The following is a 21,757-nucleotide window of genomic DNA, read 5'->3' as shown; positions in this document are numbered from 1 at the left end:
ATGTTGGTTCTGACGCGCAAGCCGGGCGAGAAGATCATGATCGGTGATGACATTGTCATCACCGTCATGGAGGGGCGCGGCGATGGCGTGCGGATCGGGATCGAGGCGCCCAGGGGTGTGACCATCCAGCGCAGCGAGGTGGTGGAAGCCATCGCAGCGGCGAACGTGGCCGCGTCGCAGGCCGGACCGGAAACCGAAGAGCTGCTGAAGTCCTTCCTGCCGCCGGCCGGCTAGCTGTCTGTGGGAGCCTCAGCCCAGCCCCAGGAACTCCTTCACCAGCGGTTGTGAACATTCGTCCACCAGTTCCAGTGCGCGGGTGGCCGCCGACTGCTGTGCCAGGTAGCCCAGTTCGTCGGCCGGTTCCGGTGAGTTCACGGCAGCGTCGGCATCGCGGGCAAATCCTTTGATGGCCGAGTCCAGTGCTCCGACGTTTGCTTCCCTGGCGGATTCGATGCGCTGCAGGAGGCTGGCCATTTCCTGCTGGTGCTTGGTCAGCAGCTCGCCCAGGATCCCTTCCGGCGCCGCGGCCACCAAACCAGGCAGCGTGGCTTCCCCAGGTACGTTCCATTCTGCAGCCACTCCGGCGGCCTCAACATTGCGTGCCAGAGTCTCGAATCGAAGGTTCTGCAAAACGGATTCCAGGTCAGCTGAAGTGAAAGTGAGCCACTCGGTGTGGCCGGCGTTCAGGTATAGCAGCTGTGTTTCAAGCCGGAAAAGCAGCAATTCGAGCTGGCGTCTCTCGCGCCACAGGGACGCTGAAAGTCCCTCTGCCCCCATGGTCCCCCGATCGTCTTCAGGTTCGGCCTGACGGGCGGATGCGAATCGCCCTCAAACGTTTACTTGAGACTACACTCTTTGAATGGCGAATAAGTGATATTCTTCGCTCAGTGCTGCGCGGCAGCACCATCACTTCGGGTCTCGTGGGGGGACTTACATTTGAATCGCGAACAACGCAACGGGCTGGTTTTACAGCACCTTCCGCTAGTCGGTTACCTGGTCTCAGAGGTATGCGCCAAGGCATCACATTTGTCACGCGACGATTTGGCGTCGGTGGGTTCCATCGCCCTGATCACCTCCGCGGATTCCTTCGATCCCGCCATGGGAGTGCCCTTCGGGGCCTTTGCGCGGCGGCGCATCATTGGTGCCTTCGCGGATGAGATGCGCTCCCAGGACTGGGCTACCCGCTCGGTCCGGAGACGCATCAAGGAAACGATGGGTGTGGAGGAAACCCTCCGAGGCCTGCTCGGACGGAACCCCACCGTGTCCGAGATGGCGGCCGCCCTGGGAGTTGAGCGAAGCGTCGTGGAGGCTGCCCTGGCCGATGCCGCCCGGACGCTGACTCCGCTGGACGACGTCATTGTGGAAACCTACGCCGCGGAGACCGCCTCGCCGGAGCATTCAGTCCTGGCTGATGAGCGGGTCAAGTACCTGCGCGCTGCTGTGGATGCCCTGCCGGCGAAGATGCGGTACGTCGTCGAAGAGATCTACCTTGCCGGGCGCACTGTAAAGGAACTTTCCGAGGAACTCGGATCCACCCACGCTGCCGTGTCCCAGCAGCGGTCCGAGGCCATCCGGCTCATGCGGGACGGGTTGGCGGCCCATTACGCTGACGACCCCGCCGCGGCGTACACGCCGGAGTCCAGGATCAACGCCAAGCGCAGGAGCGATTACATGACGCAGATGGGCGTCGCGACGCTGGGCGGAATCACCCGTCCGGTCCTCTCCGCTTAGTTCCCCTGCTTCTGCTGCGCTCGTTCTCGACTCGCTCTATCAATTTCGACGCGGATGTTCGTCTGCGGACCCCGGATTGTGGGTGCCCCAGCGATTATGCGCGGCGACTTCGCGGGGTGCGCGTCGCCACCCTCCCACGCGTACGACGGCGGCGCCCACCGGGGGACAGATCGGGTACATGAAGCGCCGGGCTGCTCCGGGGCGCCCCACGTGTCAGGCACGGGCCTGCGGTATTGCCGTCGTCCGTGGAGCGGGGCTACGTTGTGGCCATGGAACGCATGGCCGTACCCGAAGACATCGATGCCATCTGCAGCGGCCTGCCCGAGGTGGAGCTCGGGATTTCCTGGGGCGACCGGCCCACCTACAAAGTGCCGCGCGGGCCGAAAGGGCGGGGCTTCGTGCTGTACCGGGCACCTCACAAGACGGCGGTGGACCCGGACACGGGGGAGCAGTACCAGGACCTGCTGGTGATCATGGTCCCGGACGACGCCGCCAAGGAAGCCCTGGTGGAGGACCCGTCCGTTCCGTTCTTCACCATCCCCCACTTCGACGGGTACAACGCCGTCCTGGTGCAGGAATCCCGCCTCGGTGAGATCTCCCGGGATGAGCTGGCCGAGATCCTGGTGGAAGCCTGGGCCACCCGGGCGCCGAAGAAGCTGTCCGCCGGGTTCTTCGCCGGCCGTTGACTGCGGGAGTGCACGACGGCGGCCAGCACCGTCCGGACGGCCGCACCCGGGTAGGGTGGCCGGGTGAGCGCTGATGAGCAGGAGCTGACCGGCGGGAACGCGTCCGCAGGCGTTGTCCGGGTCGGAAATACCGTCCGGAAACCCTGGCTGGATACCTCGTCCGCTGTGCAGGCCTACCTGGCCACGCTGCGGCAGGCGGATGTGGACGTTCCCCAGCCGCTCGGCCGGGACCACAAAGGCCGGGCCGTAGTCGAGTTCATCAGCGGCCAGTCGGCCATGGACCAGCTGCCGCTGGGCTTGCAGGACCTGGCCCGGGTGGGCGGCATGATCCGGAGGATCCACGACGCCAGCGAAGCCTTTGCCATCCCCAACCCGGATTCCTGGGAGATGCTGCTGCCCGCCGGGAAGCCGGACCTGATGTGCCATAACGACCTCGCACCTTGGAACCTCATCATCGGCGAGCGCTGGGTTTTCATCGACTGGGACGGTGCCGGCCCGAGTACCCGGCTGTGGGACCTGGCGTATTCGGCACAGTCATTCGGGCTCCTGGTCGAAGGCGAACCGGTGCAGGACGCGGCGCTCAGGCTTCGCGCCGTGGTGGACGGGTACGATGCCGATGCCTCCTTACGGGCGGCGCTTCCCGCTGCGATGGCCCGGCGGACGGCGGCCATGCACCAGCTCCTGGAGTCCTCCCACCAGTCCGGATTCCAGCCCTGGGCGGACATGTTCGTCAACGGACACGGTGCCCACTGGCAGGCGGCCGCACAGTACGTCGAACGGAACCAAAAAGCCTGGGCGGACGCGCTCGCACCAGGCGCCTGACCGCCGTCGTCCGTGTCCGTAACGCCCGGGCCGGCGCTTCGCCGGCCACGCGCAACGACCCATGTGCGGAGCCGTGATCGGGGCCTTCCCGGGTGAGGGGCCGCGTGGCACTATCGACCCATGACCAAGTACCTGATTTCCTTTCCGGGCAAGGGCCAAGCCATGAACCTCACTGAAGAGGAGTTTCCCATTGTGGTGGCCGAGTCCCATGCTGTGATCGAGGAGGCCAAAGCTGCCGGCGTGTACGTCTTCGGCGGCGGGATTGCGGAGGACATCGCTCCCGTGCTGGTCCAGGCCGACGGCTCGGTGGGCACGGACACCTACCCGGGCTCGGACATCACCGGCGGGTTTACCGTGTTGGAGGTGCCCACCCGGGCGGAGGCCGAGCAGTGGGCTGCGAAGATCGCGGCGGCATGCCGTTGCGCGCAGGAGCTGCGCGAGTTCATGTACGATCCCGCCAGCTGACAGCCCGGCCCCGCTGCGCAAATGCGTTTTCGACCCGCACATTCGTCAGCGCACCGGATATATCCCGGGCGAAGTCGAGCATGCGGGTCGCATTCGGAGATCAGTGCCGGGACAGGTCTAAACATCAGTCCCGAGCCACCGGCAAGGCGAGCCGCATGGTGGTCCCGTCCGGCCCGGTGCGGGCCACTTTCACGGTGCCCCCTGCCCCGGAAGCAATCTCGCGGACCAGGGCCAGGCCGATCCCGAAGCTCCGCTTTCCAGGAGCGTTGCCGGGCCCGGGTGCACGGACGAAACGGTCGAAAATCCGGTCCGGGTCAACACCGGTGATCCCCGCCCCGGTGTCCGACACCTGAAGCACCGCAAACGATCCCTCCACCGACGCGCTGATGGTGATGCTCCCGCCGTCGGGCGTGTGGGTGAGGGCGTTGTCCGCCAGGGCCAGCACCGCGCGGCGCAGGGAACCGGGATCGATCCGCGCGGAGGGGGCACCGCTGGAGGTGAATGCCAACCGGATCCCCTGCTGCTCCGCGAGGTCCTGCAGGTCAGCCGCCACGGACCGGCCCACGGAGGCCACGTCCACGGGATTGGCGGCCTCAGCAGCACCCCCGGTGGCCGCGAGGAGGAGCTCGTTCACAATCCCGGTCATGGTGCCGGCATCCTCCCTGATCCGTGCCAGCGCCTGCCCGGTTTCGGAGCCGGGCTCGGCCTTGCGCTGGGCGAGCTGGATGCGGGTGTCCAGGATGGTGAGGGGCGTGCGCAGTTCATGGCTGGCGTCCTGCACGAACTGCCGTTGGCGGGCCAGCGCTTCACCCAGGGGGCGGATGGCGCTGCGGGCGCTGAGCCACCCCACCACCCCGGCCAGCACAACGCCTGCCAGCCCGGCCAGGATCATGCCCTCGATCAGGTCCTTCGAATCGAGGTACGTGTAGGCCTTCCCGGGCGCCGTGGACCCCGGCAGCACAGGGTTGGCGAGCTTGTACATCAGGAAGGCGGTGGCGGCGGCAAGGAGGCAGAGCACCAGCACCGCGCACGCTGCCGTGATCCGCAGGGCCACCTTCAGCGAGGCCCGCCGGAGCGTCTCGGCGTCGCCGGATGCGGGAGCCGGCGTCATGACGGGTCGCCGATCTGGTAGCCCACGCCGTGCACGGTCCGGACCACCGTCCGGGCGATTTTCCGCCGCAGATGGTGGACGTAGGTATCGATCACCCCGGGCTGGTCCGTGGGGTGGAAGTGGTCCGCGAGCAGTTCGTCGCGGGTAAACACGCGGCCGGGTTCGGCCGCGAGGGCAGCCAAAACCTCGGCCTCCTTCGCGGTGAGCGACACCGTGTCGCCGTACACCGACCGGACAGCGCGCGACGCCGGGTCCAGCTCCCAGGTGCCGATGCCCACCAAGGCGGTGCCGCCGTCGTCGGGCGTACTGTACGTCCGCGTCAGGGCGCGCAGCCGCGCGGCCAGCTCGCCGGCGTCGAACGGCTTGGTCATGTAGTCATTGGCACCGGCGTCCAGGCCCTGCACTTTCTGGTCCGTGTCGCCCAGCGCAGTGAGGATGAGGATCGGTGCGGCCACGCCCTTGGACCGCAGGGCGGCGATCACGCTGACCCCGTCCATCACGGGCAGGCCGCGGTCAATCACCATCACGTCCCACGGCTGAGTGAGGCCCAGGTGCAGGCCCTCCTGCCCGTTGGCGGCCAGCCGGACCGCATAGTCCGGCTCCAGCAGCTCGGCGATCAGCGGACCCAGCACAGGATCGTCCTCAACGAGCAGCAGGGCCAGCCGTTCCGCGGTTGTCATGCGCCTATTCTTTCCCAGCCGGCCCGGTTGCGATGTCAGCGGCGGCGCTGTCAGCGGCAGCAGCTTTGCGGCGGCGCTTCAGGAACTCCACCACCCACGGCACCACGGAGACCAGCACCATCACCACGGCGATGACGTCGATGTTCTTCGCCACGATCTCGTAGTGCCCCAGCCACGTGCCCAGGAGCGTCACGGACGTCGCCCAGACTGCCGCGCCCACAATGTTCCACAGTGCGAAGGACCGGTATTCGTAGCGGGCGGCCCCGGCGGTGAGCGGCGCGAAGGTGCGCACCATGGGCACAAAACGGGCGAGGACGACGGCGGCGCCTCCATGGCGGCGGAAGAAGTCTTCGGTGGCGGTCAGGTGCGCCGTTTTGAGGATGCGGGCATCGTCCTTGAACCAGCGGCGGCCGAACTTCCGCCCGATGATGTAGCCCACTTGGTCACCGGCGATGGCGGCCGCGGTGATCACGCCGATCAGCACGGGCAGTGCCAGCTGCAGCTGCTGGTGCAGGAGCCCGGCCGTGAAGAGCAGCGAGTCGCCCGGCAGGAACGGGAACAGGACGCCGGATTCGATGAAGACCATCGCAGCGATCACGCCCAGCGCCGCCGGCCCCAGGCCTTCCAGCAGGCTGGCCGGGTCCAGCAGGGACGGTGAACCGGCGGCGTGAACCACGCCTGAAGCAAGAATGTTGTGCATGTGTGGTCCCTTAGATCCGGCCCGAGGGGCGCATAGTGGCGGCGGGGAGGCGCTCCAGGAGTTGCGGGGCGAAGCGGTTCCAGAGCCCCGCGAGCAGGACCGCTGCGGCGCTCGCGGCCAGGAAGGACGCCGCCACATCCGTGGGGTAATGCACGCCGATGTAGAGCCGGGACCAGGCCACCACCACGGCCATCAACGTACCGGCCACGGCCACGGTCTTGGCCCAGCGGGTGCCGCGGAAGTGGAAGTACAGCGCGAATGCCAGGGCAACGGCGAAGCAGGTGTGGCCGCTGGGGAAGCTGTTGGAGCCGGTCTCCGGGGCGAGGGGGTCGAACAGGAGGGCCGGGTTGGGCCGCTGCCGGGCGAAGATCAGCTTGAAGGCCTCGCTCGCCACCCAGCCCGAGCATGCCGTGAGGCCGAACGCCACGGCGCCTGTCAGGTCGCGCCGGAACACCCAGATGGCCAGTGCGGTGGCGGCGATGAGCAGCAGCCCCGCCACCGGGCCGAACAGCAGGTTGATCCCCATGGCCACGGCAGTCAGTGCGGCGGCGTGGTGCAGGCTGAGGGCCTGGTCGAATCCCAGTTCTGCGGCGGTATCGCCGGGCAGCAGCTGCACGGCCAGGCCAATCATCGCGACGGCGGCGCACAGCAGCGCTCCCACCGGCAGCCAGTGTCGGGGCTGGGGGAGTGCCCGGAACCGGGTGCCGACGGCCGGGGAAGCCGTGGGCGCGGGGTGCTGTTGACCACGTGAGTTGTCTGTTGGCTGGTGCATCGGCTTCCTTGGGGAGGGGATCAGGCCGCTGTCCGGCCCACGTTCAACCCTCCCAAGGCGTCCTTAAGAAAGGCTTAAGAACTCCTGTGCCCGTTGCAGTCCGGGCAAGTGTGCATTCCTGCCCAGTTACTGCCCGAGGCCAGCGGCCGGAAACCCCCAACACGCCGGTTGGCCTGCGAGTCGTGGCTGGGCGGGAACCTGTAACCGGGCGGGAGCGCACGGTGTGGGTGCCGTCCGGATGAGCAAAGCGCTGACGTTCTTGCCATTTATGAGAGACAGCCCTCCCAACCTGATTAGGGGCTAACGTTCATTGACTTTCCATTTCAAGCTGGGGATGCTCGTTCCTACGTGTTTCAGGTACTTTAAACCGGTCGAGGTGTCCCGTGGGCAATGGCGTCTGTGGACATTTGGAATTGAATTTGCTCCGGTATTGGCAACTGCGCCGTGACGGAGAAATTGTCCGCGTTGCCGCCAGGCAGCAGCGTCTCATCGCCGTGCTTGCCGTCCACGGGCCCAGCCTGCGGATCTATCTGGCCGGTTTGTTGTGGCCGAACTGCCCTGAGCCGAGGGCGCTGGAAAGCCTGAGGGTCAGCACCCATCTGGTGACACGCCAGGTGCCGGGGCTGCTGGCAAAAAACGGACCGATGCTCGCCCTGGACCCTGCGGTGCAGGTTGACCTGCATCGGGTCCGTGCCCTGCTCCAGGACGGCTCCGCCGGCTTCGGGCAGGCCGCCCGGGCGCTCCTCGACTTGCGCGGGGCCGAGCTGCTGCCCGGGTGGTACGAGGACTGGGTGGTCTTTGAGGAAGGCCGGTTGCGCCAGTCCCGGCTCTGGGCCCTGACCACGCTGTCCCGCTCGCTGCTGACGGCAGGTGACTGTGAAGGCGCGGCGGAAGCCGCGGTGGCCGCACTGGATATTGAACCGCTTTATGAGAGCGCAGTGCGGGCTTTGGTCATCGCCGAAATACGGATGGGAAATTCCGCCTCAGGCCTGTTGGCGTATGAAAAGTATGCGGTGAGCCTGTGGCAGGAAATGGGCGTGGTGCCTTCCGAGGAACTCGTGAAACTCATCGACGAAGTCCAGGGCCCGGTCCATCCGCAGGTGCACAGCGGCCGGAAAACACCGGTGGACTATTCAGCCGTTCTGGTCCCACAGCCACTCCCGCACGGCCTGGACCACTTGCTCCCGGTCGGCGGCGGCGAGGCTGCCGTGGCGTCCGGGGCCTTCGCTGAAGGTCACCCGGGCACGGAAGGCGGGGTCGCCGTCGGCCTCGATCCACGTGCGGATGACAAGCGTCCCGCCGCTGGCGGGAGCGGCGGAACCGGCGGGGGCGCTGTCGTCGATCATGCTGTCACCTGACTCCTTCTCTGTAGCCCTGATCATGCTGCAGGAACCGTCTGCAACCCGCTGTTTTTACGGAAAGATTGACGCAAGATCGGCACACCCGCGTTACCGGTCCGCGCGACGGGACGCACCGGTAACGGGGCAGTAACGCCGGCCGTGGTCTCCTTCCTCAGGCGGTCGCAACGTGGGCGGCGGAACTGCGAGGGGCTCGATGCCGTGGGTGATGGACCTCAGTGGCCGGCAGGCCTGGGCCGGGGAGGCGATAGCAACTCTCCGTGCCGGGGACATCGCGCTGGATCCCGTTGATGCGCCGGGCAGCGGTGCGGCAGCGGGGTTGATCGTGGCGCAGGAACTGACCCGGGACCTGGAGGCGGCGCTCGCGGCTGCGGAGCACGGCCGGTGCCGGGTGATGGTCATCGGCCCACCGGACGGCCGCCTCAAACCCTGGCCGGTCCTCGAGGCAGGGGCAGCGGAGTGTGTTGCCTGGCACGGGCACGCCGAGCCGGTGATGGCGTGGCTGCAGCGGGTGGAAGAGGTGGAATCGGTCCTGGACTCCCAGCCGGTCCGGGAGCGGCTGGCCGGGCAGAGCCCTGCGCTCCGGGCGGCCCTCCGGGATTTAGTAGTGGCAGCAAAGTTCGGCGCTGCGCCCATCCTCATCCAGGGCGAGACAGGAACAGGCAAGGAGTTGGCGGCCCGGGTGGCGCACGCCGTCAGTAGCCAGCGCGGCAACCTGGTGGTGGTGGACTGCACCACCATTGTTCCCACGCTCATGGGGAGCGAACTGTTCGGACACGAGCGCGGTGCGTTCACCGGTGCGGTGAGCGTGCGCACGGGTGCCTGCTCCGGCGCGGACCAGGGTTCCCTCTTCCTGGACGAGGTGGGCGAGCTTCCCCTGGAACTGCAGCCGGAGTTGCTTCGCGTGGTGCAGGAAGGCACATACAAGCGGGTGGGCGGCGACAGGTGGCTGCACAGCAAGTTCCGGCTCATCTGCGCCACCAACCGCGACCTCCTCAGCGAAGTGGCCGGCGGCGGCTTCCGCACCGACCTGTACCACCGCATCGCCGCCTCCGTGGTCACCATGCCGCCCCTCCGCGACCGGCTGGAGGACATCCTCTGCCTGTTCGCCAGGTTCTGCCGCGAAGCCACTGGGGCCCGGACCGATCCCGAGGTGGACCCGGCGGTCCAGGACGCCCTCGTCAGCCGCAGCTACCCCGGCAACCTCCGGGACCTCAGGCAGCTCGCCTTCCGCATCGCCGCCCGGCACGTGGGCCCCGGCGCCATCACCCCCGGCGACGTTCCCCGCGATGACAGGCCGCAACCATCCCGGGGGCCGCTGGGCAAAGACGCGTACGACGGCGGGACCTCCGCCGCGAATCCGCTCACCGCGGCGGTGGCTTGGGCCGTTGACGCGGGCCTGGGGCTGCGCGAGATCAAGGAGCACGCCGCGGAGGCAGCCGTTGCGCTGGCGGTGGAGCGCAGCGGCGGGAACGTCCATGCGGCCGCCTCCATGCTGGGGCTCACGGACCGCGCCGTCCAGCAGCGGAAGGCCCGCAAGACAGGGCCACAAGCAGGGCCGCAGGCGGAACCGGAGGCAGCTTCGTCAGCAGGTCCGCAGGACGGTTCCTGAGCAGCGCCAGCTCCAGTGGCGGGCCACCGGCGAGCCAAGCGCTGGCGCCGGCACCTAAACGCCGTGGGACAGCTCGTTGGCCACTTCCCGCCAGTACCGGTCGCCGGTCTCGTCGGCGAGTTCCCGGAACAGATCCCCCAGCTCCCGCCAGAGCACGTCAGGTCCCTTCCTGCGCAGCCGCTGAGGCCTCTGCTGCGGCCGGTGGAAGGTGCCGGCGAACCGCTGCCGGACCAGCGGCTCCACCGCCAGGCCGAACAGATCCGGCTTGCCAGGGTGGGGGAACGGCATCGTCTTGGGCAGCTCAACCTTGGCCAGCTCCCGGCGCGAAACCAGCAGCCGTTCCAGGCTGGGCATCGGGCCCTTCTTCAGCAGCTCGTCGCGCTTCAGCTCATGCGCGAACACCCTCACGTGGGTGGGCGGGCCCTTGTCCGACCAGGGCGAGTAGGTGACCAGCCACACCGAGGTCCGGTCCGGTTCGCTGCCCGCCATCCACGCCGGCCGCTTGCCCGTGGAGGTTCCCCGGGCCGCCGCGCTTTGCTGCACGTAGCGCTGCAGCTGATACAGGCCCTTCCGGATCGCCGCATCGTTGTGCGGCTTGATCTCCGCAAGTCCTGGCCCGCCGACGGCCTTGCCTCCGACGGTCAGCCCGGTTGTTTTCATAGCCATGCCGTGTTCCTCCTGTCGGTGCCACTTTGATCGGTGCGACTTCGCCCATTGCCCGCGAAGGCGGTGCGGCGCCCGCCGGTCCTCCGCGCCGGGCCGGTCAGCTGCAGGACGTTGCCGCCCAGGATGAGGGCCCGTTCGGCGGGCGGCAGGTCCAGCGCGAAAATCTTGGCGAGTTCGGGGGCCGGGTGCAGGTAGGGGCCGTCGCTGCCGTACAGCACTTTCCGCGCCCCCGCCCGGGCCACCGCCTCCGTCAGCAGGTCGAAGTACCGCACTCCGGAGGTGTCGGTGAAGATGTTGGGCACCATGGCCAGCGCACCGATCAGCCGGCTCTGGGCCCGCCAGTCATCGGAGAAGGAAGACAGGTGCGGCACGATCCACGCCACCCCGGGATGACGCTCTGCCAGCCACACAACCTGCTCCACGTCGCCGCCGGGGTCGAAGAGCACCGGCATCTGGTGGCGTTCCGCGGCGAGGCCCACCTCGTCCGTCGCCGGCCCGTCGGACCAGTGCACCTTGATCCCGCAGGCGCCGCGGCCGTGGGCTTCCGCCACGATGGTGCCTACCCGTCCCCGGTCCTCGGTGGCGTTGACGAACACGTACCAGAGCCACCGGCGCGGGGCCCGCCCGGCCAGGTTCGCCACGGTCCGGTTGGCGGCAGCGTAGGCACCCACGGGTGCGGCCATCAGCACGGCCCGGTAAATCCCGACGGCGGCCGCGCGCCTCCGCCACAGCGCAAAGGAGGCGGCGGGGTCGGCAGGGCCCAGCGGCACCCCGGCGGTCCCCACATGGACGTGCGAGTCCACGATGTCCATCAGGCCGCCCGCCTGTCCCGCGCCACGGCGGAAAGTCCGCGCACCAGCCGGTCGAGTTCGGCCTGAGTGTGGTCGGCCCGCACCACCGCGGACAGCACGGCACCGGGCCGGCAGCGGGGCAGCTGGACGAGTGCCTCCACACCCCTCGCAGCCAGGGCCGCATGCCACCGTCGCGCCAGCGGCAGCGACGCCACCGGGGTTCCCACGATGGGAAACGGCTGTCCCATCGGAGGCAGCCCCAGCCCGCGGAATGCCTGCCGGAGCCACCGGGTCAGCCGCCACAGCTTGGTCCGCAGGGCGGGGAGGCGGCCGTTGCGGAGGGCCCCGATCCCGGCGGCAAGGTCGGCGGCCGACGGCGGGCTGCTGTGCATCCGGTTCTCCCCGTGCCGGGCCAGCAGATCAATCGCGGCCCGGTCGCCGGTGATCACCGTGACCGGGGTGCCGTACGCCTTGGCCAGCGACCCCAGCCACAGCACATGCTCGTGGTTCAGCCCCAGCCAGCGCGCCGTGCCGGTCCCGTCGCCAAAGCCGCCGCCCGCAAAGTCCGTATCGCCAAGGCCGCCGTGCCCGCCTGGCCGACGTCCGCCGTCGTGATTCCTCCTGCCCAGTACGCCGAACGCCAGCGAATCATCCACGATCACCCGGCCGCCGGTCTTTCCGGCCAGCGTCTGCAGCCGGGCCAGGGGAGCAGGCCGCTCGCAGCCCTGGCACCAACCGTCGGTCACCAGCCACGTCCGCGTTGAGGGCACGACGGCGGGCGGCCGGAAATGCGGGTATGTCGCCACCCGCACGCCGCGGGATACGGAGGCCCGGCAGGCCCAGTGGGTGAGGGGATAGGCGCCCTCGTCCACCAGGAGAAGGTCCCCGGGGCGGGGGAGCGACTGCAGGACGTCCATCATGCCGTGCAGTGCGGAGCGCGCCACCAGGCCGGCGCCGGCGTGCTGGCGGGCGGCCACAGTTGAGGCGAGGTCCGCGGCGGCCGGCAGCTCCCGCAGCGCTGCCGGCACCCCCGCGGTGAACTCCGCCCACGGCGCCAGTGAGGCGCTGGGGTGGCGCTGGCCCAGGAACAGTGCGGAGGTGAAGTCCGTCCCGCGCAGCGGGCTAGGCATCTCTTGACCCGGCCTTCGCCTAGTACCGCACAAGCTTCCGGGCCAGCCGGCGCTGCAGCAGCGCGGACGGCATGGTGGTGTCCACCCGCTCGCTGAGGTCCGCCCCTGTCACGGCCCGGTAGGCGTGGATGTAGCGCTGCACGGACGGCTTCCACTTGAGCGCCCAGTTCTTGGCGTCGTCGCTGGCCATGCCCGACTCGTTCCACCGGCCGTGGCGGACGGACAGCAGCAGCTGCTCGCCGTGGACGGCCAGGTCGTAGAAGTGGGTCACGCTGGTATCGGCCCACTCCTGCATCAGCTTCATGGTGTCCACCCGGCCCATCCATTCCTCCTGGTAGGGCACCATGGTGCGGCCGCCCAGGAACTCGCGCATCTCCGGCTGGGCCAGCATCCACTGCACGTCCAGGGTCTCGATCCGGGCGGTCAGTGAAACGTCGGCGAACTGGTTGTTGGCTCCGGCCGCGAGGACCAGGTGCAGTTCCTGCAGGTTGCTCAGCAGCGGAAAGGCGTCCGCGTCCACGGTCTTGTCGCTGAACTCCTTGTAGTAGCGGTGGCAGGCGTTGAGCAGGCCATGGAAGGCGTCCAGGAACTGGGTCCGCCGTTCCACGAGCGTCTCCGACGGCGGGATGGCCCGGCCGATAAGCTGCAGCCCGTACTGGTACTCGTACTCGGCGGCGCGGCGGCGCAGCGAGAGCCGGTCCTTCTCCGCCTCGGCCAGCCCCCAAAGGAGGCCTCTCAGCGGCAGGAGCGGGCTGACGGCGAGCCGGGACAACGCGTCCCCGCCGGCCGGGGTCCGCCGGTTCTGGAACCGGGCAATGATCCGGTTCAGCGACTGGAACAGCATGCCCTCCTCCAGCCAGTACACGTAGATCAACTCGACGAAGGGCACCAGGTCAAGCGGGTAGGGGCCGTTGGGGATGCCGCTCGGGAACGGGCTGGCGAGGTCCTTGTCCTGGTCGCTGACGTAGGACAGCGGAATGGCTTGGCTGCTGTGCGGGGCCGGTCCCCAACTGGTGCCCTTCTTGCCCGATCCGAACTTGTTGCCCAGCGCCCCCTTGGAAACGAATTCGACCGAGAGGGCGTGCAGGTTCTGGTACGTCATCCCGCCGAAGGGCGGGAAGGCATTGAAGCTCTTCTTCCGTGTCTTCGCGAATGCGGCGAAGTTGGTGTAGGTCAGGTTCCCGGATACCCCGGAAATGAACTCCCAAAGCTGGGAATGGCCGCTGTTGGGGGAGGCGTTCGGTTCCAGGGCCACCTTGACCACCGGTGCGGACTCGGGCGCCTGCACATCGATCCGGTCGATGATGGTCCAGTTCCCTACGATGCCGCGCATGTTGGGCCGGAACCGGATCCTGTACTCCATGGCCTCGGGAAGCTGGACTTTCAGGTCCAGGGCCTTGCCGCGGCTCATGGTCTTGCTGAAAACGCCGCCCTTGTTCCCGCCGATGGGCACGCTCCTGCCCCGTTCGTCCAGGACCTGGAAGTCGTAGTCGCCCAGCGGGTCCGAAGATTCCAGCTGGAACCGGATGCCCACGTCCTGTCCGGCGTAAACCGGTGCAACCGGCCGTCGATTGAAATCCATGGCTATCTCCTTGTTGGTAGTGCTGGTGTGGTGGGGTTCTGCGGTGCGAGCAGGCCCGGTGGTGCGGGGCTGCCCATGAGGTCCAGGCTGCTGCGCACGGCCCACGCGGTGAGCAGGGATGACAGCTGGGCGCTTTCCTCCCCGGCGGTGATCCGGCCGGCGGCCTTCGCCTGGCCCAGCACGGCGAACACCAGGGCGGGCCGTTGCCGGGCCATGATGCCGAAATCGTTGCCCCAGGCTTCGTGCAGGCTCAGCAGCCGGTCGGGCTGCCGCTGGCGGACGGGCCAGATGGTGCCCAGCTTCCGGCCGCCGGCCAAGGCCACAGGGTGGTTCATGAGGACCTCCACCAGGTTGCCGATATGGGACTCGCGTTTCCTGATCCAGGCGAGGTGGTGGTCCGGGAGGCCGGCCACCGGGTACATCGCCCGCCACACCGCCGCCAGCTCCCGCCACTGCGGGTGTGGGTAGAGGGCGTTGCCCAGTGCCGCGGAGATCAGCACCCGCAGGTACGGCATCGGGTGGGGGTCGGTGCCGCCGGGGCGGAACACGAAATAGCGGGGAAGGCTGACCACCGCCAGGAGGCCCACCGTGGAGGTGATACCCACCGTGGCCACGGACCACATGTCCGCCACGATTTCGCTGATCCAGAGGGACCACACGTCCCAGCCGCCGTCCGGGTCCTGCGCTGCCCGCCGGTCCAGCTCGGCCCGAAGTGAAGTGACCAGGTCCAGCTGCGCGGCCCCCTGGTGGCCCACCTCGTGCGCCAGGGAGGATGCGATCCCGCTGCCCACCATCCGCTCCCGGGGTAGCCGGATGATGCCCACCGGGTTGGGCTTGCCGCCGGGCAGCCGGGTCTTGGCGCGCCGGATCGCAGCACCCGCGCCCCGGGCGAGGTAGACCACCAGCCGTGCGTCGCCGTCGTCGTACCGTCCCAGCCGCAGCGCATCCTGGGCGAGGATGTCCAGCCCGGAAAGCCAGACCCCCGTGGAGTGTTCGCTGCGCTGGGTGACCACCTCGGTGAACATGTCGAACTGGGACAGGACCACGTTGAACTGGAGGCGGATGAGGACGAAACGGCGCTGCTGTTCGGCGGGGGTGGCGGTCCGCCCGTCGCTGTGCAGCCAGTCGAGGAAGTCCCCGATCTGGACACGCAGTTCGTGGCGTCCGGTGTGCAGGAACCGTTCGATCAGCAGCTGGGCGTCGCGGGGGAGGGCGGCGGCGAGGACCATTGTTTCGTGCATGACGAAAGGCTTGATCTGGTCCAGCCGCGACATCAGGCCGGTCGCTTCACTCTCGATCAGCGCCGTGCCGATGCTGTTGGTGTCCACCTCGATCGCCTGCCGTCAGCCGTCTGCCGTGTCCGCTCCGCCGGTCAGAGACCCAGCAGGATGACGCGCCCGTTGCGGCGGATCCAGCGGCCCTCGTCCGCGCTGCCGTCCTGGCCGCCGCCCTGGCCGGCGTCGGAATTTCCGTTCTGCTGGCCGCTGTCCCAGCCCTCGTCCGGGGCGCCCCAGGTGGCTCCGGAGTACTGGTTGTTGTAGATCCGGGTGCCGCCGCGGTAGCCCTGGTTTCCGCGCCGGGCGGCCTGGCGGGCGCGCAGCAGGGATGGGGCGTAGCGGCGGGCGGCTGCGGTGGCTGCGGCGCGGGCGGCCACGTTGGGTGGGACTGAGACGGGGGTCCGGGCGGCGTTGCGGTAGGCGGCCCGGGCGAACCGGACGTAGCGGCGGGCGGCTTCTTCCTCGGCCTCGGATTCGTCCATGGACTCGGCTTCGTCGGCTTCGAGCAGGCCGCCGGCCATGGAGCCGAGCTTGCTGCCGATGGCTGTCCCGACGCCGGGAGCCACGAAGGAGCCGATGGCGCCTCCCACGATGGGCAGCGCCGTCTTGGCCACCGATTTGAGCGCGCCGCCCAGTGCTTTGCCGATGGGGGACTTGATGAACTTGGAGGCGCCCCGGACCACGCTGCGGGCCAGGCTGCCCAGGAACTGGTCCAGTTCCTCCTCGGAGCTGACGCTGAGGAGTTCCATGGCCAGTTCGGTTTCGAGGTTCCCCTCGTGGTCCGATTCGCCTTCGTAGCCGCTGAAGCCGCCTTCGTCCTCTTCTTCCTGCGCCCAGGGGCTGGCGGACTCGGTCTCGTAGTAGGTGCTCATGGCAATGTCCTTTGGGTTGGGTGGTGCTCGGGGGTGGGTTGTGCCGGGTTAGCGTGCGTTGAGGATGACGATGTTGCGGCCGCGGCGGATCCACCGGCCGCCGGAACGTCCGGACTGGCCGGGCTGGCCGGGGCGTTTGAGGAGGCCGGGGAGGTGTTGCCGGGCCGCGGCGGTGGCTGCCTGCTGCGCTGCCTGGACGGCGGGCACACTCTTGGGCGTGGCGGCGGTCCGCTGTGCGGTGTCGGTGGCGAAGCGGACGAAGGCGCGCGCAGTTTCCAGGTCGCGGTCCTCGGCGGAGAGGCCCTCCAGCTGCAGGCCGGATTCGAACTTGCTGCCCAGCCACTTGCCCACCTGTCGTCCGGCCTGGCCGCCGGCGCCGGGGACGAAGTAGTTGCCCACCGCCTGTCCCAGCTGGGGCAGGGCCTTCCTGGCGGCGGACTTGAGCACGTTGCCCACGGCCTGTCCTGCCGCGCTGCCGGCAAAGTCGCGGGCGGCGGAGAAGGCCTTCTTGGCCAGGTCGCCGAGGAACTGGTCCAGTTCGTCCTCGTCGCTGACTTCGAGCAGTTCCGCGGCGAGGGCGAGCTCGTCGGCTTCGCGGCTGTCCGCCTCTCCCCACAGGCCCCCGGCCTCGCCGGCGTCTTCGCCCTGGAACGGTGACTCGTCCTCGAAGGAGTAACCGGACTCCTCATCCATCACCTCGCCCCAGGTACCTTCGTCCTGGCCTTCGAACAGTGCCCTATCGATGTCGTGCATGAGTATTTCCTTTCCGGAGTCTTGCAGGCGCCGCCGTTGGGGGCGCCACCGCGGAACACCGCATACCCTCTTACTGCACAATTCGTGCCAACCCTTTGGGGGCTTGGGTTGCGGTTTCCGGGGCCGGGTTTCCGGGCGCTGACAAGCGCGGGGCCGAACGGGGGTTCGCCGCGGCGAAAATAGATTCGCGTGGGGCTGGTGCGGCGAAGTTGCGCTCAGGCGCCCTGCTGCAGCGTGTGACGGTACTTGTTCACGGTCCGCCGGGCGACGCTGAACCCGCCGCGGGCCAGCATCTCCCGGAGATGCTCGTCCGAGGCGGGACCCGCCGTCGTGATTGATTCCCGCAAGGCAGCCCGCGCAGCCAGGCCCTTGCCGAACATGCAGGCGAGGTCCTCCACTGTGCCGCCGGGCAGCCGGAGCCGCTTGCCGCTGACGGCCCGGCTCACCGTGGACGGGTGCAGCCCGAGTTCCTGCGCGACGGCGGTCCGCGTCAAGGGTTTGTGGTGCCCGGTGCCGCGGTCCAGGAAGTCCTTCTGGTGCGTCACCGCGCATTCGGTGATGCGGAGCAGGGCGCCGGCGCGGCGGTCGATCTGGTAGAGGAGCCGCTGCGCCGCAAGTTCATGCTCTGTGAGCCATTGCGCCGCCTCGGTGGTGCCTGACGCCCCGCGCAGGCCGGCGGAGAGGTCCGCCACCTGCAGCCCGAACCAGGCGCTCGCCGGCACCTCCACCTCCAGGGACCCGTCCGGCCGTCTGTACAGGAACACGTCCGCGGTTGGAGCCGCTTCTGCAACGGACGCAGTTTCCGCGGAAACGAACGGCTTCAGCTGGTCCTTGATGAGCGCCAGGCCTTCCCGGACCTGGGCCTCGGTCAGTCCCATGGCGCGTACGACGACGGCAGTGCTTCCCGCGGCCAGGTCGCCGAGGTGCCCGCGAACCAGGTGGGGGAGCCAGGGCGGGACGTGGCCCTGCTCTGCGAGCGCGTCAGCCTGGGCGGCCAGTAAATTGGTGATGCTGGTGGCGGCGATGCCGGGCGGGCCCACGGCCTTGATGGCGCGGACGGCTTCGTGGACGTGCCCGGGCTCCAGGTTTTCAGCTGCGGCGATCGCTTCCGGTCCGGCGTCGAGGAGCCCGCGTGGGGTCAGGTGCGCGATGACCAGGGTGAGCGCGTGGCGGCAGTCGGACCGGACTTCCGTTCCGGCGTCGGCTTCAAGCGTCGCGAAGGGGTCATAGGCCGGTTCCATGCCGCCGGGGAACTGGGCAGCGGTGGCCCGCCCCGTGCAGCGGGGGCAGGTTCCGGAGGCGACGTGCCTGCCGCAGCCGGGGCAGGGGTGGCCGTCGGCGCGCTCCAGGACCGGGTTCTCCGCGAGGGCACGCTCGGTAGCCTGGGTAACTTCATCGTGGGTCATGGCCAGCATGCCCATGGCGTTCAGCAGCCCGGGCAGCGCCCGAAGTTCAGCATGGACGCCGGCCTGCAATTGCAGGCTCTGATTCGTCACTCCGCTTGCCATGGCCCCTTCAGTACCCCCTCAAACGCGCGCTCACTTTTGGCGTTTCCCAGGGGACGCGCGTTCATTGGTTTCAGGTTGGTTCGTTTCCATTTGTCACAACGGCCGTTACTGCAGCGTTACGCCGGACCGCCCACGGTGGCGAATTCCCGCGATGCTTCGAAGGGTGCCCGCCCAACTAGGTCGCAGTAGATGTCGTTTTGAGCCCCCATAACGACATCTATTGCGACCCAGTTGGGGAGGACGGCGCGAAAGGCATCCGCGTCCGGAGGGGGAGCCGCCACAAGTGAGCGCGCGTCGAAAAGGGGAGGCACGCTTGACGCCCCCAAATGCTTCCGCATATCCTGAACGAACGGTCGGTAAATAAATCCGCGCCGTCCCGGAAGGTCATTGCATAGGAGCAACCATGGCAGCGCAGAACCTGCAGTCAGTGCCCGCTGAGCCCACAACCGAACAGGCCCAGGCGGCCCAGCAAGAAGCGGACACAGCCGGCCAGGCCCACTTCGACCGCGTTATCGCCGAGGATTCGCGCATTGAGCCCAAGGACTGGATGCCGGCCGCCTACCGCAAAACGCTGCTGCGCCAGGTGTCCCAGCATGCCCACTCGGAGATCATCGGCATGCAGCCGGAAGCCAACTGGATCTCCCGGGCCCCCAGCCTGAAGCGCAAGTCCATCCTCATGGCCAAGGTCCAGGATGAGGCCGGCCACGGGCTCTACCTCTACAGCGCCGCCGAGACCCTCGGCCAGAGCCGGGACAAGATGATGGACGACCTCATCGCCGGCAAGGCCCGCTACTCCAGCATCTTCAACTACCCCGCGCTCACCTGGGCGGACATGGGTGCCATCGGCTGGCTGGTGGACGGTGCAGCCATCTGCAACCAGGTCCCGCTGTGCCGCGCCTCCTACGGCCCCTACGGCCGCGCCATGGTCCGCATCTGCAAGGAAGAATCCTTCCACCAGCGCCAGGGCTTCGAGATCCTCCTGGAGCTCTCCAACGGAACAGCAGCGCAGAAGCAGATGGCGCAGGACGCCGTGAACCGCTGGTACGCCCCGGCGCTGATGATGTTCGGGCCGCCGGATGACGATTCGCCCAACTCCAAGCAGTCCATGGCCTGGAACATCAAGCGGTTCAGCAATGACGAACTCCGCAGCCGCTTCGTGGGCATGATGGTGGAGCAGGTCCGGGTCCTGGGCCTCACCCTCCCGGATGACCAGGTCCGCTACAACGAGGACACCAAAAAGTGGGAGCACGGCCCGCTGGACTGGCACGAATTCCAGGAAGTTCTTGCCGGCCGCGGTCCCTGCAACGCCCAGCGGTTGGAACGCAGGCGGGAAGCGCACGACGACGGCGCCTGGGTTAGGGAAGCAGCGGCGGCTTACGCAGCAAAACAGTCAGCAAAGCAGCAGAAGGAATACGCAGCATGAGTCCCCACGGCAACCCGGAAGCCCCCGCAAGCGGCGCCGCAGAAATCAACCGCGAAGCCCCCAAAGTCTCCCCTGCACCGCAGGAGCACCATGACCGCTCCGCCTGGGGCCTCTGGGAGGTCTTCGTCCGGTCCAGCCGCGGCCTGAGCCACGTGCACGCCGGCTCGCTGCACGCCCCGGACGCCGCAATGGCCCTGAGGAACGCCCGCGATCTCTACACCCGCCGCAACGAGGGCGTCTCCATCTGGGTTGTCCCGGCCGACGCCATCGCCGCCAGCGATCCCGATTCCAAGGGCAGCTTCTTCGAGTCCCCGCAGGGCAAGGACTACCGGCACGCCACGTACTACACCAAGAGCGAAGGGGTAAAGCACCTGTGAGCACCCCCGAAACCACCACAGGCCACGGCGACATCTCCACCGGTGTGGCCGGCGGCGACGGAAACGCGAGCGCCACCCGCATCACCCCCGGCAACGCCCTCCGCCCGGAGGACATCGCCCTCGAGGTCAAAACCGGCCTGGCCAAGCCCACCGAGGATGTGGCGGAATACGCGCTGCGCATCGGTGACGACGCCCTGATCCTCGCCCAGCGCCTGGGCCACTGGATCTCCCGCGCCCCGGAGCTCGAAGAGGACATCGCCCTGGGCAACATCGCCCTGGACCAGCTGGGCCACGCGCGCAGTTTTCTCACCTACGCCGGCGCCACCATGACAAACGAGGACGGCACCCCCAAGTCCGAAGATGACCTGGCTTACTTCCGCCGCGAGCATGAGTTCCGGTCCGTCCAGCTGTTCGAGCAGCCCAACGGCGACTTCGCGGCCACCATCGCCCGCCAGTTCGTGGTGAGCTACTACCAGTTCGAGCTGTACCGCCGCCTCACCGCATCCACGGACGCTACCTTGGCCGCCATCGCCGCCAAGGCCGTGAAGGAAGTGGATTACCACCGGGACCACAGCGCCCAGTGGATACTGCGCCTGGCCGGCGGAACAGACGAATCAAGAAAAAGGATGATCCACGGCCTCCGCACCATGTGGCCATACGTTGCGGAACTGTTCCGCGACGACGAACTGACAGCCAGGCTCGCCGAGGCGGGCGCCGCCGTCGCGCCTTCCAGCCTGAAAGAGGACTTTGACCGCCTCACCGGCGAAGTCCTCCAAGAAGCCGAGCTGGAGGTGCCGGACGTTCCGGCGGCCCCCGGCGGCGGCCGCGAGGGCAGGCACTCGGAGCACCTGGGCTACCTTTTGGCGGAAATGCAGGTGCTGGCCCGCGAGCATCCCGGAGCCAGCTGGTGACTGCCGTGTACATTTCGGACTTCGAATCCCGATCCCGGACCCCGCGGCAGGACGCCTGGGACATCGCCGCCACGGTGTGCGATCCGGAGATCCCGGTGCTCACCATCGAGGACCTGGGCATCCTGCGGGACGTGCAGGTGACGGATAAAAAAATCACCGTCACCATCACCCCCACGTACTCGGGCTGCCCGGCCATGGACGCCATCCGGGACGACGTGATCACTGCGTTCGCCAAAGAAGGCTACGCGGACGTCACCGTGGACCTGGTCCTCGCCCCGGCCTGGACCACGGACTGGATGACCGAGGCCGGCAAGGCGAAGCTGCAGGAGTACGGCATCGCCCCGCCGTCGGGCATGTCCAACGCGGCAAGGCATGCCGGCCCCATCCGGCTGCAAATGGCCGTGAAGTGCCCGCAGTGCTCCAGCCTGAACACCAAGGAACTCACCCGCTTCGGGTCCACGTCCTGCAAGGCCCTGTATGTGTGCCAGGACTGCAAGGAACCGTTCGACTACTTCAAAGTCCTCTAAGGA

The 21,757-nt window shown here is 68.3% G+C and carries 24 protein-coding genes; 11 read left to right on the top strand and 13 right to left on the bottom strand.

Annotated elements, in window-relative coordinates; all coding sequences use genetic code 11:
* Entirely contained in the window at positions 1-234 is a 234-nt protein-coding gene (locus tag ACP3TD_RS15995; protein ID WP_364311144.1) for a carbon storage regulator, read from the top strand.
* A gap of 15 nt (positions 235-249) precedes the next feature.
* On the opposite strand, the gene flgN is transcribed toward ACP3TD_RS15995, so the two are convergent.
* The gene (flgN, locus tag ACP3TD_RS15990; RefSeq protein ID WP_426763969.1) at positions 250-777 is read right to left on the bottom strand and encodes a flagellar export chaperone FlgN; all 528 of its coding nucleotides are present in this window, start codon (positions 775-777) and stop codon (positions 250-252) included.
* Positions 778-936: 159 nt separating this feature from the next.
* Between flgN and ACP3TD_RS15985 the strand changes: the two genes are divergently transcribed.
* From ACP3TD_RS15985 to ACP3TD_RS15970, 4 genes are all read left to right on the top strand, one after another.
* Complete coding sequence (locus ACP3TD_RS15985; protein WP_426763968.1) at positions 937-1,731, top strand: sigma-70 family RNA polymerase sigma factor; 795 nt, start codon at positions 937-939, stop codon at positions 1,729-1,731.
* A gap of 269 nt (positions 1,732-2,000) precedes the next feature.
* On the top strand, positions 2,001-2,417 hold the full coding sequence (locus tag ACP3TD_RS15980; protein WP_426763967.1) for an MmcQ/YjbR family DNA-binding protein: 417 nt from the start codon (positions 2,001-2,003) through the stop codon (positions 2,415-2,417).
* Between the two features lie 63 nt (positions 2,418-2,480).
* A complete protein-coding gene (locus ACP3TD_RS15975; protein ID WP_426763966.1) occupies positions 2,481-3,239 on the top strand; it encodes a phosphotransferase in 759 nt (252 codons plus the stop codon).
* A gap of 120 nt (positions 3,240-3,359) precedes the next feature.
* Entirely contained in the window at positions 3,360-3,704 is a 345-nt protein-coding gene (locus ACP3TD_RS15970) for a YciI family protein (protein WP_426763965.1), read from the top strand.
* Positions 3,705-3,828: 124 nt separating this feature from the next.
* Here ACP3TD_RS15970 and ACP3TD_RS15965 read toward each other — a convergent pair whose 3' ends face one another.
* Genes ACP3TD_RS15965 through ACP3TD_RS15950 form a run of 4 tightly spaced genes read right to left on the bottom strand, consistent with a single transcriptional unit; the run spans position 3,829 to position 6,967 of the window.
* Complete coding sequence (locus ACP3TD_RS15965) at positions 3,829-4,815, bottom strand: sensor histidine kinase (protein ID WP_426763964.1); 987 nt, start codon at positions 4,813-4,815, stop codon at positions 3,829-3,831.
* On the bottom strand, positions 4,812-5,495 hold the full coding sequence (locus ACP3TD_RS15960) for a response regulator transcription factor (protein WP_426763963.1): 684 nt from the start codon (positions 5,493-5,495) through the stop codon (positions 4,812-4,814). The genes ACP3TD_RS15965 and ACP3TD_RS15960 overlap by 4 nt, the downstream gene beginning before the upstream one ends.
* A 4-nt stretch (positions 5,496-5,499) precedes the next feature.
* Complete coding sequence (locus tag ACP3TD_RS15955) at positions 5,500-6,195, bottom strand: DedA family protein (protein ID WP_426763962.1); 696 nt, start codon at positions 6,193-6,195, stop codon at positions 5,500-5,502.
* A 10-nt stretch (positions 6,196-6,205) separates the two neighbouring features.
* Positions 6,206-6,967, bottom strand: a complete 762-nt coding sequence (locus ACP3TD_RS15950; RefSeq protein ID WP_426763961.1) for a phosphatase PAP2 family protein — start codon at positions 6,965-6,967, stop codon at positions 6,206-6,208.
* A 419-nt stretch (positions 6,968-7,386) separates the two neighbouring features.
* Between ACP3TD_RS15950 and ACP3TD_RS15945 the strand changes: the two genes are divergently transcribed.
* Positions 7,387-8,325: an AfsR/SARP family transcriptional regulator gene (locus ACP3TD_RS15945; protein WP_426763960.1), complete on the top strand. Its 939-nt coding sequence runs from the start codon at positions 7,387-7,389 to the stop codon at positions 8,323-8,325.
* A 169-nt stretch (positions 8,326-8,494) separates the two neighbouring features.
* Positions 8,495-9,937, top strand: a complete 1,443-nt coding sequence (locus ACP3TD_RS15940) for a sigma-54-dependent transcriptional regulator (protein ID WP_426763959.1) — start codon at positions 8,495-8,497, stop codon at positions 9,935-9,937.
* Between the two features lie 54 nt (positions 9,938-9,991).
* Here the strand turns inward: ACP3TD_RS15940 and ACP3TD_RS15935 are convergent, their stop codons facing one another.
* From ACP3TD_RS15935 to ACP3TD_RS15900, 8 genes are all read right to left on the bottom strand, one after another.
* Positions 9,992-10,603 carry a hypothetical protein gene (locus tag ACP3TD_RS15935; RefSeq protein WP_426763958.1) on the bottom strand — a complete coding sequence of 204 codons (612 nt, stop codon included), beginning with the start codon at positions 10,601-10,603 and terminating at the stop codon, positions 9,992-9,994.
* On the bottom strand, positions 10,594-11,415 hold the full coding sequence (locus ACP3TD_RS15930) for an amidohydrolase family protein (protein ID WP_426763957.1): 822 nt from the start codon (positions 11,413-11,415) through the stop codon (positions 10,594-10,596). Before ACP3TD_RS15930 ends, ACP3TD_RS15935 begins: the two co-directional genes overlap by 10 nt.
* Complete coding sequence (locus ACP3TD_RS15925; protein WP_426763956.1) at positions 11,415-12,524, bottom strand: hypothetical protein; 1,110 nt, start codon at positions 12,522-12,524, stop codon at positions 11,415-11,417. The genes ACP3TD_RS15930 and ACP3TD_RS15925 overlap by 1 nt, the downstream gene beginning before the upstream one ends.
* Before the next feature lie 19 nt (positions 12,525-12,543).
* Positions 12,544-14,106, bottom strand: a complete 1,563-nt coding sequence (locus ACP3TD_RS15920) for a hypothetical protein (RefSeq protein WP_091722551.1) — start codon at positions 14,104-14,106, stop codon at positions 12,544-12,546.
* Positions 14,107-14,108: 2 nt separating this feature from the next.
* Positions 14,109-15,434 carry a hypothetical protein gene (locus ACP3TD_RS15915; protein ID WP_426763955.1) on the bottom strand — a complete coding sequence of 442 codons (1,326 nt, stop codon included), beginning with the start codon at positions 15,432-15,434 and terminating at the stop codon, positions 14,109-14,111.
* 44 nt (positions 15,435-15,478) lie between these two features.
* A complete protein-coding gene (locus ACP3TD_RS15910) occupies positions 15,479-16,255 on the bottom strand; it encodes a hypothetical protein (RefSeq protein ID WP_426763954.1) in 777 nt (258 codons plus the stop codon).
* A gap of 48 nt (positions 16,256-16,303) precedes the next feature.
* Positions 16,304-17,008: a hypothetical protein gene (locus ACP3TD_RS15905; RefSeq protein ID WP_426763953.1), complete on the bottom strand. Its 705-nt coding sequence runs from the start codon at positions 17,006-17,008 to the stop codon at positions 16,304-16,306.
* A 215-nt stretch (positions 17,009-17,223) separates the two neighbouring features.
* On the bottom strand, positions 17,224-18,504 hold the full coding sequence (locus tag ACP3TD_RS15900) for a hypothetical protein (RefSeq protein WP_426763952.1): 1,281 nt from the start codon (positions 18,502-18,504) through the stop codon (positions 17,224-17,226).
* 415 nt (positions 18,505-18,919) lie between these two features.
* Between ACP3TD_RS15900 and paaA the strand changes: the two genes are divergently transcribed.
* From paaA to paaD, 4 genes are read left to right on the top strand one after another with little or no spacing between them, the layout of a single operon-like run.
* Complete coding sequence (gene paaA, locus ACP3TD_RS15895; protein WP_426763951.1) at positions 18,920-19,939, top strand: 1,2-phenylacetyl-CoA epoxidase subunit PaaA; 1,020 nt, start codon at positions 18,920-18,922, stop codon at positions 19,937-19,939.
* Complete coding sequence (paaB, locus tag ACP3TD_RS15890; protein WP_426763950.1) at positions 19,936-20,316, top strand: 1,2-phenylacetyl-CoA epoxidase subunit PaaB; 381 nt, start codon at positions 19,936-19,938, stop codon at positions 20,314-20,316. Before paaA ends, paaB begins: the two co-directional genes overlap by 4 nt.
* Positions 20,313-21,227, top strand: coding sequence for a 1,2-phenylacetyl-CoA epoxidase subunit PaaC (gene paaC, locus ACP3TD_RS15885; RefSeq protein WP_426763949.1), 915 nt, complete (start codon positions 20,313-20,315; stop codon positions 21,225-21,227). The genes paaB and paaC overlap by 4 nt, the downstream gene beginning before the upstream one ends.
* On the top strand, positions 21,224-21,754 hold the full coding sequence (paaD, locus tag ACP3TD_RS15880; RefSeq protein ID WP_426763948.1) for a 1,2-phenylacetyl-CoA epoxidase subunit PaaD: 531 nt from the start codon (positions 21,224-21,226) through the stop codon (positions 21,752-21,754). The genes paaC and paaD overlap by 4 nt, the downstream gene beginning before the upstream one ends.
* Positions 21,755-21,757: the final 3 nt, after the last annotated feature.

Origin of the sequence: Pseudarthrobacter sp. 1G09 (genome assembly GCF_050038305.1) — a bacterium.
GTDB classification, from domain to species: domain Bacteria; phylum Actinomycetota; class Actinomycetes; order Actinomycetales; family Micrococcaceae; genus Arthrobacter; species Arthrobacter equi.
The sequence above is the reverse complement of the archived record's forward strand: the minus strand, read 5'-3'. Positions and strand labels throughout refer to the sequence as shown.

Bases quoted from the DNA above. Each gene is read 5' to 3' on its own strand.
- ACP3TD_RS15960 (WP_426763963.1), bottom strand. From the start codon at position 5,495: ATGACAACCGCGGAACGGCTGGCCCTGCTGCTCGTTGAGGACGATCCT.
- ACP3TD_RS15950 (WP_426763961.1), bottom strand. From the start codon at position 6,967: ATGCACCAGCCAACAGACAACTCACGTGGTCAACAGCACCCCGCGCCC.
- flgN (WP_426763969.1), bottom strand. From the start codon at position 777: ATGGGGGCAGAGGGACTTTCAGCGTCCCTGTGGCGCGAGAGACGCCAG.
- ACP3TD_RS15935 (WP_426763958.1), bottom strand. From the start codon at position 10,603: ATGGCTATGAAAACAACCGGGCTGACCGTCGGAGGCAAGGCCGTCGGC.
- paaB (WP_426763950.1), top strand. From the start codon at position 19,936: ATGAGTCCCCACGGCAACCCGGAAGCCCCCGCAAGCGGCGCCGCAGAA.
- ACP3TD_RS15995 (WP_364311144.1), top strand. From the start codon at position 1: ATGTTGGTTCTGACGCGCAAGCCGGGCGAGAAGATCATGATCGGTGAT.
- ACP3TD_RS15905 (WP_426763953.1), bottom strand. From the start codon at position 17,008: ATGCACGACATCGATAGGGCACTGTTCGAAGGCCAGGACGAAGGTACC.
- ACP3TD_RS15920 (WP_091722551.1), bottom strand. From the start codon at position 14,106: ATGGATTTCAATCGACGGCCGGTTGCACCGGTTTACGCCGGACAGGAC.
- ACP3TD_RS15955 (WP_426763962.1), bottom strand. From the start codon at position 6,195: ATGCACAACATTCTTGCTTCAGGCGTGGTTCACGCCGCCGGTTCACCG.
- ACP3TD_RS15980 (WP_426763967.1), top strand. From the start codon at position 2,001: ATGGAACGCATGGCCGTACCCGAAGACATCGATGCCATCTGCAGCGGC.
- ACP3TD_RS15910 (WP_426763954.1), bottom strand. From the start codon at position 16,255: ATGAGCACCTACTACGAGACCGAGTCCGCCAGCCCCTGGGCGCAGGAA.
- paaA (WP_426763951.1), top strand. From the start codon at position 18,920: ATGGCAGCGCAGAACCTGCAGTCAGTGCCCGCTGAGCCCACAACCGAA.
- ACP3TD_RS15965 (WP_426763964.1), bottom strand. From the start codon at position 4,815: ATGACGCCGGCTCCCGCATCCGGCGACGCCGAGACGCTCCGGCGGGCC.
- ACP3TD_RS15925 (WP_426763956.1), bottom strand. From the start codon at position 12,524: ATGCCTAGCCCGCTGCGCGGGACGGACTTCACCTCCGCACTGTTCCTG.
- ACP3TD_RS15930 (WP_426763957.1), bottom strand. From the start codon at position 11,415: ATGGACATCGTGGACTCGCACGTCCATGTGGGGACCGCCGGGGTGCCG.
- ACP3TD_RS15970 (WP_426763965.1), top strand. From the start codon at position 3,360: ATGACCAAGTACCTGATTTCCTTTCCGGGCAAGGGCCAAGCCATGAAC.